We start from the raw sequence: 12,878 nt of genomic DNA on the forward strand, positions 1-12,878 counted from the left end.
TGACAATTTTCCACTCATCGTTCTACCGTACCCGCACCACGCCGGCCCCCGAATACGAGTGGTACTCGGCGTTGTACATGGCGTCGGCGCTGACGGGGCCTAGCTTGAAGGTGCCTTTGGACACGGCGCGGGCCAGGTAGTAGAACGTTTTGGGCTTGGGGGTGGCGGTGGTGAACAGGTTCAGGCGGTCGTCGCGCACGTCGAGGTAGTCAGGCTGGGCGGCGTCCTTGGCCCAGGCCAGCTCGCGCACGGCCCCGATGCGGGGGTTCTCGATTTCGAGGCCGGCGGGTAGTAGGTCGGTAACGGCCACGTTGGCCACTTCGCCGGCGCTTTCGGCCGATTGCAGCGTGAGGCGCACCACTACCAAATCGTTCTGGCGGAAGGTGGCCGAGCCCAGTGGGTTGCCGTTGCGGTCCATAAACTGCCGGCGTACCATCAGGTAGGCGTCCTCCTCGGGCACGCGACCCGAGGCCGAAACGCCTTCCATCTCCCAGAAGTAGTAGAGGCTGCCCTTGCCGGCCGGCTTCAACGTGATTTGGCGGTTGGCCACGTTGCTGACCGTGAGGTCTTTGCCGGTGAAGGCGCCGATGTTCTTGCCGTCGGCCAGGAGCTGGGCGGTGGCGGTGCTATTGGCGTTGCTCTTGGCCAGCTTGCCCAGGGCCAGCAGCGAGAAGGCGCGCTCCTGGGTGCTCAGCCAGCCGGCCTGTTGCACGCGGCGGCTCAGCTGGCGGCTCAGACTCACGACCTGCGGGTTGCCGGGGTCGGCGGCGAGCAGGGCGTTGAGCACCAGGGCCATGTCGCGGATGGGCGAGGAGAAGGAGCCGCCCAACTCGCGGCGGGCGATGCTGGGGGCCGCGCCGTAGCGGGTGGGCACCGTCTGCTGGAAGGCCCGCTGGTTGCCGCTCAGGGCGAAGGCTGCCGCCAGCAGGTAGCGCGAGTCGTCGGCCAGCAGGGGGCGGTTGGCCTTGTAGTAGTTGAGGGCCACCGGGGTGGGCCGCCCGGCCAGGGCCAGCACGTAGAGCGAGTACGGGATTTCCTTTTTGGCCAGCGTCACGGGCCGAATCACGCCACCGGTCTGGATGATGTTGTAGGTTTCGGTTTCGCGCTGGCGGGTGCGGGCTTCGAGGTAGCCGAGCACCCGGTCGAGCACGTTCTGGTTCACCGCGAAACCGGCTTGGCGGGCCTCCAGCAGGAAGTGGGCGGCGTAGGCCGTGGCCCACCAGTTGTCGTAGTCGCCGCCGGGCCAGTAGCTGAGGCTGCCGTTGTACATCTGCTGGGCCTCCACTTTGCGGATGGCCTCCTGCACGTGGTAGTTGGGGTTGAACTGGCCCGCCTTGCCCTTGACGCCGGTTTTCTGGCCCAAAGTCGCCACCAAATCACCGTAATAAAGCTGCGGGAAGGCGGCCGACACGGTTTGTTCCAGGCAGCCGTAGGGGTACTGCAACAGCCAGCGCAAATCCTTGGCAAACTCGGCCATCGGCGAGCGGCTCACCACCAGCTGGCTCCTGAGCGAGGCCGCCATGAAATCGGTCTTCAGATTCAGCTGCTGCGCCTTGCCACCGCCCGCCAGCACACCGCTGCCGGTGCGCTTTTGCAGCGGCGAAGCGGGCCGCACGGGGATTTCGATGGTTTCGGTGAAGGTTTCGTTGAGGGCCTTGACCGTGGTAGTGAGGGTGGCGTTGCCGATGCTGGCCGGAGCCAGCACCCGGAACCGCACCCGCTGCTCGGCTCCGGCCGGCAGGCGCACGCTTTGCGAGGCGGCCCCCAACACCCGCAACGGACCGGTTACGGCCAGGCTGGCCGCCCCGGTGCCGGGCTTATTGGTGGTATTGGTCAGCGTTACGGGCACGTCAATGGTGTCGCCGGGGCTGGCGAAGCGGGGTAGGGCGGTGCTGATAACCACCGGGTCGGCGACGCGCATGGTGTGCTCGGCCGAGCCGAAGGCGTCGCCCTGGTAGGCCACGGCCATGATGCGGATGGCTCCGCTGAACTGGGGCACCTGGAGCTGGTAGCGGACTTTGCCGCTACCGTCGGCCGTGAGCACGCCGCTCCACTTGGCCAGCAGCTTCACGCGGCGCGAGGGTACGGGCGTGGTGCGGCGGGCCAGGTCGTAGCCGTCGCCGCCGGTGGAGCTGGTGCCCAGCTCGGGCAGCAGGAAGGGGTACACGTCGTGGGCCGCCACTTCGAGGGCGCGCTTCTGGTAGAAGTAGCCGTGGGGGTCGGGCGTGCGGAAATCCTTCATCTGCAAGATGCCCTCGTCCACCATGGCCAGCGTTACCTGGGCGCCGGGGGCGGTAGTCACCTCAATAGTCTGCATGGTCTGGGAGCGGCTCAGCTCCGGGGCCTTGATGGCTACCGAGAGGCGCGAGCCGGGTTTTTCTACCGTCAGGGGCACGAAGCCGCGGGCCACGGTCAGGGGCAGGCGGTTGTCTTTGATGGGGCGGATGGCGGTGGCCGTAACGTAGATGTTGGGCACGTGGCCGCCGCGAATCGGAATGTCCACCTTGGCCGATTTCTCGTCGGTGTCCACGTAGAAATGGTCGAGCACCCGGTCCCGCTCCACCGTCACCAGCACGCGGCCGGGGAAGGGTGTTTTGAGCAGCAGGTGGGCCGTCTGGCCGGGCTCGTACTTGTCCTGGTCGGCCTCAATGGTCACCTGGCCCTCGTTGCTGACCTCGAAGGAGTTGCTCTGGGTGTCGCCGTAGCCGTAGGCGTACACGCGCTGGGCCACGTAGGTGGCGGCACCCGGCCGCGAAACCCGGATTTCGTACTCGCCCGAATACTGTGGCGCGAAGCCCAGGTTGGCATCGGTGCCGGAGCCGGAGACCGGCACGTTGCGGCTCAGAACGGTTTCCTCGCGCTTCTGCGAGTTGTAGATGTAACGGCCGCCGCGGCGCTCAATCACGGTTTCCCAGAGCATGCGGATAACTTCCACGCGGGCTGTGGCGCGGGTGGGCTTGCCGGCCGGCGTGAGGGCCACCAGCCGCACGGGCACCTCGTCGCGGGTTTTCACCAGCTCCCCCAGGTTCTGCACTCCAAACATTACTGCCTGGGTTTGCACCTCGAAGGTGGCGAAGCGGTTCACGGGGCGGCCGGTTTCGTCGAACACCGTCGTGAAGGCCGCGCCTTCCAGGGTGCCTAAATCGGGGTAGTCGGGCACCTGGTAGGTAGCGGTGCCGCGGCCGGCGGCGTCGGTGGTGCCTTCGCGCACGGTTTTCTCGAAGCGGTCGGAAATCGGGGTCGATTCCAGGTCGCCGTAGTTGCCCCGGCGCCGGTCGCCGCTGTTGATGGCGAAGCTGTAGTCAGGGAATTCCTTGGGCTGGAAGCGCTTTTCCTTGAGCGAAAACTCCACCTCAAACTTGCGGTCGGAAGCGGGCGGGCCGAACAGGTTCTGGGCCGTAATCCGGGCCTGCACCGTCTGGCTGGGCTTCACCACGGCCGGACTAGCCTTCACCGTCACCTTCATGCGGTCCGGAATAAACTCTTCCACCGAGAGCTGGCGCGAGGTCAGCAGCACGTCGTTGGCGGTCAGGATTTCGAGCGTGTAGAGGCCCGTCATCACGCTGGGGGGCAGAATGAAGCGGGCCTCGGTGCTGCCCTCGGGGCTGAGGGTTTTTTGCAGGCTGGCGTACTCCTTGCCGGTGGGCAGCAGCAGGCGCACCTTCAGCGGCAGGCCCTTGGGGGGGGCCTGCCAGGTTTCGGTGCGCACCACGGTGTTGGTCTGGATGGTGTCGCCGGGGCGGTACAGGTCCCGGTCGCCGTAGAGGAAGGCCTGGTAGCGGGCGGCGTTGCTTTGCAGGCCGCCCACCTCGAAGCGCGAGGTTTCCACCCGGCTGCGGTTCAGGTCCAGAAACGTGAAGTCGTCGCCGCGGCGGGCCACCACCATGCCCAGCCGGAACCGCGCGTTCTGGGCGGTGGAGTCGAACTTGGCCACGCCCGCGCCGTTGGTCACGCCGGTGCCCATTACCTGGTTGTTGGTGCTCAGGTAGCTGATTTCCACGCTACCCAGCGCCTTGGCCTCCCGAATCGAGTTGGCAAATACCATCGTGCTGCCGGCCGCGCCCTGCTTCACAATCAGGCCGATATCCGACACGGCCACCAGCTTGCTCACTTGCAGCCACTGCCGCTCGGTGTCCTGAATCCGTATCACATAAAGCCCCTTGAGGCCCGCCGAAAACTCCAGGTCTTTGAGGCTCAGGTTCAGCAGCCGCAAGCCCTGCTCCTGGGGCAGGCCGGCCACCGTGTAAGTGCGGTCGGAGAGCACGTTGCCCAGGTTTTCCACGTCGTAGTACTGGAACGAGCGGTCCACGTATTCGCCGTACTCGTCCTGGCTGCTCTCGCCGTCTTCGCCGTCGTACTCGGGGTAGCCATACTGGCTGCCGGCGCGCAACAGCTGCTGAATGTTGTTGGCGTACACTTTGGCGATGGTCACCTTCACCTTGTCCACTTCGTTGATGCGGATGCCCAGGTTGCGGGCGCCCAGCGCGTCGAGGTACAGGGCCTTATCGGCGCTGGCGAAGCTGATGGTGGGCCGCTCGTTGGAGAAGCTCACTGTCTGGGTCACGTCGCTGTCGAGCTGGCCACCGAGGCTGCCGCGCAGGCCGCTGCTCAGGCGCACCTGGTAGCTTTTGCCCACCTCGAAGCCGCCTTTCAGGCGCACCCCGCTCTCCAGCTCCTCCACCTCGAAGGCCACCTGGGGCGACACGCTCACGGCGCTGCGCATATCCATGCCGCTCACCGGCTGGCTGGTCTGGATATTGACGACCGGGTCGGCGCCTTGCAGCGTGCCGGTCATGGCCGTTACTTCCAGGGCCTGGGGGTCGGGCACGGTCAGCTCGGTTTCGGTGGCCTGGTCGGTGGGCAGGTCGCTGCCCACCGCGCTCAGGCCGGGGGCCAGGGCCACCAGCAGCGGCGAGCCGGAGCGCACTTGCTGCTTGAGGCTCAGGCGCACCTGCTGGCCCGCCTCGGCGGCCGCCAGCTCGAAGGCCACCGGCTGCCCGTCCTGGGTCAGGCGCAGCAGTGGCTTCACATCGGCGGGCTTCACGGGGTAGTTGAAGGGGAGTTCCACCCGCAGCTCGGCCGTGCCCGCGGCCCGCTCCGAGCGCGCCCAGAAGGCCTGCGGGGCCTCCAGCGCCAGGTAGGGCGTATGGAATTTCTGGCGGTCTTCGGGCAGCTCGGTGCCCCGGCGCGTACCTTCGGGCAGGGCCTCGTTCACCAGCTTGGCCGTGAAAGCCGTGCTGGGCCTTAGCGGCACGTTGGGCGAAAACACCAGCTCCCGGTCGGTGGTCCACTTGAACTTACCGCGCATGGCCGGCTCAAACGCCACGACCCGCGTGGTATCCCAGCGGCCCTGCTGCTCGGGCCCCACGACGGCATCGGCAAACTGGAACACGATGTTCTGGTAGGGGTCGATTTCCGCGCCGTTGGGGTCGGGCGCACCCTCATCGGAGCGCGAGCAGGCGAAACCAAGCAGCGCCAGCAACACCAGCAGCGGCTGGCGGGAAAGTCGGGAAAGCAGCATAGGGGGAGAGTTGGCTGGAAGCCCGAAGGTATAGAAAAAGGGGGATGGGTGGGCGTTCGTTCTTATATTCGAATAGCCTGCTACAATGAAAAAATATATGAAGCGACTAATCATTTTGCAAAAGCTTATTGAAGACACTAAATGCAAAGTCAGGCTCAAACCAGACCGTACCAACCAAATTACAGATTGGCGGGGTGGCTTTGGCATTCCTGTAGAGGGCTATATTGAAGTGGCCGGCCCGGAGAGAATAGCAGACGTGGAGTGGATAGAGCTAGACCCGATAGTTGTAACGCATATCGGCAGGCTGGTTCCCCCGCACATTGCTTTTGTCAGCGACGCAATCCGTGAAGTTTTGAATAAGGAATTGGTTGAGTTCGATGTAGTGAAGGGAATGATTCGGATAGATGGCAGTCAGTTGAGATGAACCCCCTTACACCCCCGCAAACACCTCCGCCCATTCCACCGCAAACCCCGGCAGCGTCGCGCCCGGAATCGGGCCCGGCTCGAAGTACTCGTCGCGCACCTTATAGTAGCCGGCTTCGTGCACGTATGTCACCACGGTTTATTGGCTCGGAAACACAATCCTATTTTGATCGGGCCAAGCTGGGAAATATTGGTGATGACGGGCATGGCGGCGAACTGAAGAGCCATAGTAAAACTACGCGGGTGGCGTACATTCGGGCCATGCAAGCCGTCACTATCCTCACCGTTCCTGGCCTGGGCAGCTCCGGCCCGGCGCACTGGCAAACCCGCTGGGAGCAGCACTACGGCTGCCGGCGCGTAGAGCAGGGCGACTGGCAGCACCCCGTTTGCGCCGACTGGGTAGCTGCCCTCGACGCCGCCGTGGCCGCCGCGCCGGGGCCGGTGGTACTGGTGGCCCACAGCCTGGCCTGCGCCATGGTGGCACACTGGGCCGCCACGGCCACCCGCCCGCTGGCCGGGGCCCTGCTCGTGGGCCCCGCCGACGTGGACCGGCGGGCGCAACTGCCCGAAGTACGCGGATTTGCGCCCATGCCACTGGCGCGGCTGCCGTTCCCGAGCATGGTGGTGGCCAGCACCACCGACGAGTACGTGACCCTGGCCCGCGCCACGGAGTTTGCCGCTGCCTGGGGCAGCCGCCTGGTAAACGTGGGCGCGCTCGGTCACCTTAACTCCGAGTCGGAGTTGGGTTTGTGGCCGGAGGGCTGGGCGCTGGTGCAGGAGTTGGTTACTGGTGCCAGCCAGTAATATAAAGTTGGTATTCGCGCAAAAGCGAGCCGTTGGCTTGTAGCGCGAAGCTTCCGCTTCGCATATCGCAAAACGAAGCCGTTCAGAAGTCAGCAACGGAACGCGAAGCGGAAGCTTCGCGCTATATCCAACGCAAAAGCGCCCCGACCAACCGGCCGCTTGCTGCAATCAGGTAATTAAAGCGGCTACAGCTTCTGGAATCGGCTTACGTATACCTGCTTGGCGCCCACCACGCGCATCACGTAGAGGCCGTTGCGCAGGCCCGCCACCCGCTGGCTAAGCTGCTGGTTGAGCTGCTCGGCCGAACCGCCAGCTTCCAGCACGAGGCTGCCGGTGGTGGTGTACACGCTCAGGCGCAGGCTCCGGCCGGTTTCCGGTACCTCGAACCCGAGGCTGCTGGTGGCCGGGTTGGGGTACAGGCTCAGCGTAGCGGCGGCCATGGCGCTGGTGGTGGCCGTGGGCGTCTGGCTCAACGAGAAGCGCGTGAACACCGGGTAATGGTCGGTGGTGGTGGTGGCGTAGCTGGCAATGCCGGCGGCCAGGTCGGTGCGGATGGCGGCCGAGCCGTTGATGTAGTAGGCGGCCATGGGCCGGGTGGCCAGCACATTGTCAATTACCGTATTGAAGCCGGCCGTGGATTGGGCGCCGGCGCGGGCCAGCGGCAGCGTAAGGGCCACGTAGTTGGGGTCGGCTACGAAGGAGTTATACGACGATATGGCCGGCGTTACGCCCGTGGCAATGGTGCCCTCCAGCACGTCGTTGAAGTCGCCGAGCACCAGCGTGTTGGCGTTGGTGTAAATGCGGAAGCCGGCGGGCAGCCCGCCGGCCAGCCCATCGAACGTTTCGACGTAGGGGCTGGTACCGAGCGTGACCTGGGCCCGGGCATCAGGCGTAGCTAGGCCCAGCAGGCTGCTCCAACCCAGCAGGAGAAAAGGTTTTATCATGCAGAATGGGATTTGGAGTATTGGAAAAATAAGCCCTTGGCAACTAGCTTATTGCACTGGCTGTAATCGAATGTAAAGATGCCGATAAATGAGTCTTTAATTCAATAAATAAATGAATTATTCATATGGTATAACCCCGCTAGCAGGTCAGCCGGTAGTCCTGCCCGGCCAGCGCCCACCCTGGTTGCGGCCCGCATCCTCAGCTGCTGCCGTCAACCCAGCTGCTTTATCGTTTGGTGGGCCGCAAGTGCTGCTAAGCTGCCGTCGGCACCCGGCGGTTCATCACCCTAAACCACAGCGGCGGCACGGCGGCCAGCAGCATCATGCCGGGGTAGCCGGTGGGCATCTGGGGCGAGGCCGGCTGGTGGCGCAGAGTGTGGTAGGGCCGCGAGGCCAGGTAATGGTGGTCGGAGTGGCGGGTGAGCTCGTAGAGCAGGATGCGGCCCACGGCGTGCTCCGAGTTCCAGGAGTGCTGGGGCTGCACCCGTTCGTAGCCACCCGCAGCCGTGCGCTGCCGCAGCAGCCCGTAGTGCTCCACGTAGTTCACCAGCTGAAACAGCACTGCCCCCACCAGCGCCGCGCCCGCCCAGGCCAGTAGCCCCGGCCCGCCAGACACAAGCCCGACAATTACCACCGCCCCCAGCTGCACTGCCATAAATCGCAGCAGCTGGTTTTGTCCGCTCCAGGCCGTCGCCGCGCCATTGCGCCGCAGCCGCTCCGCTTCCAGGTGCCAGGCCGAGCGTAGTTCTCCGCCCAAAGCCCGCGGCAAAAACTGCCAGAACGGCTCGTTGAAGCGCGAGGTGGCCGGGTCGAGGGGCGTGGCCACGTGGCGGTGGTGGCCGCGGTTGTGCTCGATGAAAAAGTGCAGGTACAGCGCGCTGCCCAGTAGCACCTGCGCCAGCCGCTGCTCGTAGCCGCGGCTGCGGTGCCCCAGCTCGTGGGCCACATTGATGCCGAGCGAACCGCCGCAAATACCCATGCTCAGCACCAGCCCGGCCGTTTCGGCGCCCGTCAGCGGTACCCGCGTGAGTACCGCCAGATACCAAACCAGCAGCCCCACGTGCAGCGGTACGCACAGATACAGCAGCCAGTCGAAAAACGGGTGGTGCGGTGCGCCCGCCGTGGCCGGCGCGTTGCTGATGACGTTGCGCGGGGGCCACGCCAACTCCAGCAGCGGCACCAGCCCGAACACGAGCAGCGGCGTGGCCCAGGCCCACGGGCCCTGCCAGGCGAGGCCCGCCGCAACGCTGGCCGGTACGAGGTAGGCACTCAGGTAGCGAAGGTCGGCCGGGCGCATAAACGGAAGTGTTTGGAAAGCAGAAGGTAAGCAGAAATTCAGGCCGCACCAACTGCCGGCTACCGCGCAGTGGCAAAACCACCGTAATTTGCCGGCGCTATGCTCTCCCAGGCCCACGAAGTCTTCCTCGAAGTTGCCCGCCAGCTCAGTTTCACGAAGGCGGGGCAGACGCTGTTTCTGAGCCAGTCGGCGGTGAGCAAGCGGGTGCGGGCCCTCGAAGAGCACTACAAAACCGGCCTGTTCGAGCGGCTGGGCAACAGCGTGCAGCTCACGCCCGCCGGCGGGCTGCTTTACCAGAAACTACTGCTGGCCCGGCAGCTCCAGCACGAGCTGCATCTCGAATTCGCCGCCCTCAGCCCCGCCTTTTCGCCCCCGCTCGATATGGTTATCGGGGCCAGCACCACTATTTCGCTCTACGTGATTCCGCCGGTGCTTTCGGCCTATCTGGGGCAGTTCCCGAACACCCGGCTCACGCTTAAAAACCGCAACTCCGAAAACATCCTGCGCGCCCTGCTCGAACACGAAATCGACCTGGGCATCATCGAGGGCATTCACCGGGTCAGCAACGTTACCTATACGCCCCTGCTCACCGACGAGGTAGTGGCTGTGTGCTCGGGCCGCAACCCGCTGCTGCGCCAGCCGCTGCTGGCCGCCGACCTGCTGCGCACGCCTGTGGCCCTGCGCGAAACCGGCTCGGGCACCTTGGCCGTGCTCGAAGAAGCCTTGGCCGCCAAGGGCATCCGCCTCGCCGATTTGCCGGTGAAAGTGCGCCTGGGCGGCACCGAGGCCCTCAAGAACTTCGTCCGCGTGGATACCTGCCTGGCCTTCCTGCCCCGCCAGGCCGTAACCAAGGAGCTGGCTGCCGGCGAGCTGATTGAAGTGCCCATTCTGGATTTGAGCCTGGTGCGCCACTTCGAATTCGTGCAGCGCAAAGGCACCGAAAACAATCAGCCCTACAAAACCTTCGTGCAGTTCGCCCGGCGGTATTATAGTTGAATTGCCAGTTGCCAGTTATCAGGAAAGAACGTCATTCTCCGCTCCACTCAGAATGACGTTCTTTCCTGACAACTGATAACTGATAACTGGCAACTGACAACACATTCCTAATGGGTATAGCCTATTCCAAGTAGCCATTTGTTTTCGGCATAGATGACGGGGAGCTTTGCGTTCAACTCCCTGCCTATGAACCCGACCATCGAAACCCTCACCCGCCTGCACGAGCTCGAATGCTCCGAGTGCGGCCAACCCCATTCCGCCCACCAGCTGCAACTCGTGTCCGAGTGCCACCAGATGCCGCTGGTTGCCACTTACGACCTGCGGGAGCGGCTTTCCCGCTCCGCCGCCATCAACCTGGCCGACGCTTCGATGTGGCGCTACCGGGCGCTGCTGCCTTTGCTCGACGATAAGAACAAGGTGAGCCTGGGCGAAGGATTTACGCCGCTGCTGCACCTGCCCACCCTGGGCGGCCGCTACGAGCTGCCCCACCTGCTGCTCAAGGATGAAGGCCAGAACCCCACCGGCTCGTTCAAGGCCCGGGGCCTGAGCATGGCCGTTTCCAAGGCCAAGGAGCTGGGCGCCACCGGCTGCATCATCCCGACGGCTGGCAACGCGGGCGTGGCCCTGGCTGCCTACTGCGCCCGGGCGGGCCTGCGGGCCGTGGTAGCCATGCCCCGCCACACGCCCAAGGCATTCAAAGAAGCGTGCTACTGGTACGGGGCCGAAGTGCAGCTCATCGACGGCCTCATCAACGACTGCGCCGCCTGGGTGCGCCAGCGCAACGCCGACGGCCAGCTGCTCGACGTTTCGACTCTAAAGGAGCCCTACCGCCTCGAAGGCAAGAAAACCATGGGCTACGAGCTGGCCGAGCAGCTGGGCTGGCAGCTGCCCGACGTGCTGCTGTATCCGGCCGGCGGCGGCACCGGCCTCATTGGCATCTGGAAGGCCTTCCGCGAGATGCAGCAGCTGGGCTGGCTGGCTCCCGATGCCAAGCTGTCCCGCATGGTAGCCGTGCAGGCCGATGCCTGCCAGCCGCTGGTAGCCACCTACACGGGCCAACAAGCCAACTGCCACGACTATGTGGGCCGCCCCTCCATTGCCAACGGCCTGGCCGTACCCCGCCCCCTGGGTGAGAAAATGATGCTGCGCGTGCTGGCCGAATCCAACGGCACGGCTCTGAGCATCACCGACGAGGAAATGATAGAAGGGATGCGCGAGCTGGCCCGGCACGAAGGCCTGTTTGTGGCCCCCGAGGGCGGGGCCGTCTGGATAGCCGCCCGCAAACTGCTGGCCTCGGGCTGGATTGCGCCCGGCGAGCGGATCCTGCTGCTCAACACCGGTTCGGCCCAGAAATACCTCGACAACGTGGAGGGCCGCTGGGAGAAGTAACGAAGCTGTAAGCAGCTCCAACAGTTCGGCAGTTCGGCGGGGCAAATTTTGCCCCGCTGCTTTCTGATTCTCGGGCCGGCTACCTGCTAAACCTGCCCAGCGCCGCCCGGAACTCCTGCTCACTGATTCCCCCGATTTCCACCTTTTTAAAGGGCGCAGTGTGGCCGCTGAGCAGTGTGAGGCTGGATTTGCTCACGCCAAACACCTCGGCCATATAGGCCAGCAGGCAGGTGTTGGCCTTGCCATCCTGGGCCGGGGCGTGCAGCCGCACGGTTACGGTGCCGTCGGCCGCTACCAACAACTGATTCTGGCGGGCATTGGGCCTGGCTTTGAGGTGCAGTACCGGCACTGTTTATGCCGGCGAGTTGTAGGCGTCGTACACGTTCCAGGCCCAGATCAGGAAGGGCACCACGATGGTCCAGACCAGCAGAAAGCTGATGGTGCCGCCCACGGCCCAGATCAGAAAAGCCTTCAGAAACTGGCCCTTAATCAGTTGACCCAGGCCGGGGAAGAAAAAGGAAACCAGGGCGGGCATGCCATACGTCTGTTTCATAGCAAGGAGGAAGATGGGGGTGGGGAAAGGTGAGGGGCGAAAGGTAAGGGGGCAAGGAGGAAATGTACGAATTGACAGGGGCTCTGCTGCTTTTAGCTGCTCGCCTGCTTACCCCTTCGCCTCCTGCTCGTCCTTCACGCCATTAACGCGCGCCTGTCCGAAGGGGCAGCGTTCCAGCAACGGGCAACGGCCGCAGGCGGGCGTGTGGAAGTAGCAGCACTTCTGACCGTGGAACATGAGCACCTCGTGGTGGTCGTACACCTGCTGGGCGTCCCAGTCGGGGGGCAGTAGGGCCGCCAGCTGCTTGTGGGCCGCCGCCTCGCCTACTTTGGGACCGATGAGGCCCAGGCGCTGGGCCACGCGGTGGTGGTGGCTGTCGACGGGCATGGCCGGGCGGCGCAGGGTGCTGAACAGCAGCACGGCGGCGCTGGTTTTGGGCCCCACGCCGGGCAGCAGCTCCAGCCAGGCCCGCGCCTCCGGAATGGGTAAATCAGCCAGAAACTCCAGGTCGCAGGGGCCGCCGCAGCGCTGGCCTACTTCGCGCAGTATCTGCTGGAGCCGGGGCGCCTTCTGCTCGGGCCAGGTGCAGGGACTGATGGCGGCCTCGACTTCGTTCGTGGGAGCGTCGCGCACTTCGTCCCAGGTCGGGAAGCGGGCCCGCAGTTGCTGGTAGGCCCGGTGCGAGTCCTGATTGCGGGTGCGGTGGGAAAGCAGCGAGCTGATCAGCTCGCTGAGTGGGTCTTTGGTGGCAAAAAAGGCCACCGGGCAGCCGTATTCGGTGCAGAGCCTGGCGTGGGTCCATAAGGCCAGCTCCCGGCGCTCGGGCAGGTCGAGTTCAGTAGCGGAAGCAGGGGAGGGTTTCACCCGCTTGCCTACGCAGACCCGGGGTGGCGGTTGCCAGAAAGCCATTCCGAGCATGTGGCCCCTAGAGCCAGACTGGGCAGCCCTGGT

11 protein-coding genes are annotated in these 12,878 nt (G+C 64.9%); 4 read left to right on the forward strand and 7 right to left on the reverse strand.

Annotated elements, in window-relative coordinates; all coding sequences use genetic code 11:
* Positions 1-22: 22 nt before the first annotated feature.
* Positions 23-5,521 (reverse strand): alpha-2-macroglobulin family protein, encoded by a 5,499-nt coding sequence (locus BMY67_RS03040; RefSeq protein ID WP_143069675.1) that lies wholly within the window; start codon positions 5,519-5,521, stop codon positions 23-25.
* Between the two features lie 85 nt (positions 5,522-5,606).
* Between BMY67_RS03040 and BMY67_RS18765 the strand changes: the two genes are divergently transcribed.
* On the forward strand, positions 5,607-5,945 hold the full coding sequence (locus BMY67_RS18765; RefSeq protein WP_143069676.1) for a DUF6678 family protein: 339 nt from the start codon (positions 5,607-5,609) through the stop codon (positions 5,943-5,945).
* A gap of 6 nt (positions 5,946-5,951) precedes the next feature.
* On the opposite strand, the gene BMY67_RS19700 is transcribed toward BMY67_RS18765, so the two are convergent.
* On the reverse strand, positions 5,952-6,080 hold the full coding sequence (locus tag BMY67_RS19700) for a hypothetical protein (protein WP_262490340.1): 129 nt from the start codon (positions 6,078-6,080) through the stop codon (positions 5,952-5,954).
* 125 nt (positions 6,081-6,205) lie between these two features.
* On the opposite strand from BMY67_RS19700, the gene BMY67_RS03050 reads away from it, so the two are divergent.
* Entirely contained in the window at positions 6,206-6,748 is a 543-nt protein-coding gene (locus BMY67_RS03050; protein ID WP_092768156.1) for an RBBP9/YdeN family alpha/beta hydrolase, read from the forward strand.
* Between the two features lie 185 nt (positions 6,749-6,933).
* On the opposite strand, the gene BMY67_RS03055 is transcribed toward BMY67_RS03050, so the two are convergent.
* Both BMY67_RS03055 and BMY67_RS03060 read right to left on the reverse strand, forming a co-directional pair.
* A complete protein-coding gene (locus tag BMY67_RS03055) occupies positions 6,934-7,692 on the reverse strand; it encodes a T9SS type A sorting domain-containing protein (RefSeq protein WP_092768158.1) in 759 nt (252 codons plus the stop codon).
* A gap of 253 nt (positions 7,693-7,945) precedes the next feature.
* Positions 7,946-8,989, reverse strand: a complete 1,044-nt coding sequence (locus BMY67_RS03060) for an alkane 1-monooxygenase (protein WP_092768160.1) — start codon at positions 8,987-8,989, stop codon at positions 7,946-7,948.
* 99 nt (positions 8,990-9,088) lie between these two features.
* On the opposite strand from BMY67_RS03060, the gene BMY67_RS03065 reads away from it, so the two are divergent.
* Together BMY67_RS03065 and BMY67_RS03070 are read left to right on the forward strand one after the other, a co-directional pair.
* On the forward strand, positions 9,089-9,985 hold the full coding sequence (locus tag BMY67_RS03065; protein WP_092768162.1) for a LysR family transcriptional regulator: 897 nt from the start codon (positions 9,089-9,091) through the stop codon (positions 9,983-9,985).
* 186 nt (positions 9,986-10,171) lie between these two features.
* The gene (locus BMY67_RS03070; protein ID WP_092768164.1) at positions 10,172-11,374 is read left to right on the forward strand and encodes a threonine synthase; all 1,203 of its coding nucleotides are present in this window, start codon (positions 10,172-10,174) and stop codon (positions 11,372-11,374) included.
* A gap of 79 nt (positions 11,375-11,453) precedes the next feature.
* On the opposite strand, the gene BMY67_RS03075 is transcribed toward BMY67_RS03070, so the two are convergent.
* The 3 genes from BMY67_RS03075 to BMY67_RS03085 form a co-directional block, all read right to left on the reverse strand.
* Positions 11,454-11,723 carry a DUF167 domain-containing protein gene (locus BMY67_RS03075; protein WP_092768166.1) on the reverse strand — a complete coding sequence of 90 codons (270 nt, stop codon included), beginning with the start codon at positions 11,721-11,723 and terminating at the stop codon, positions 11,454-11,456.
* Between the two features lie 3 nt (positions 11,724-11,726).
* On the reverse strand, positions 11,727-11,927 hold the full coding sequence (locus tag BMY67_RS03080; protein ID WP_092768167.1) for a hypothetical protein: 201 nt from the start codon (positions 11,925-11,927) through the stop codon (positions 11,727-11,729).
* A gap of 108 nt (positions 11,928-12,035) precedes the next feature.
* On the reverse strand, positions 12,036-12,836 hold the full coding sequence (locus tag BMY67_RS03085; protein WP_245744851.1) for an endonuclease III domain-containing protein: 801 nt from the start codon (positions 12,834-12,836) through the stop codon (positions 12,036-12,038).
* Positions 12,837-12,878: the final 42 nt, after the last annotated feature.

The sequence above is a fragment of the Hymenobacter actinosclerus genome (genome assembly GCF_900111515.1).
In the GTDB taxonomy this organism is placed as follows: domain Bacteria; phylum Bacteroidota; class Bacteroidia; order Cytophagales; family Hymenobacteraceae; genus Hymenobacter; species Hymenobacter actinosclerus.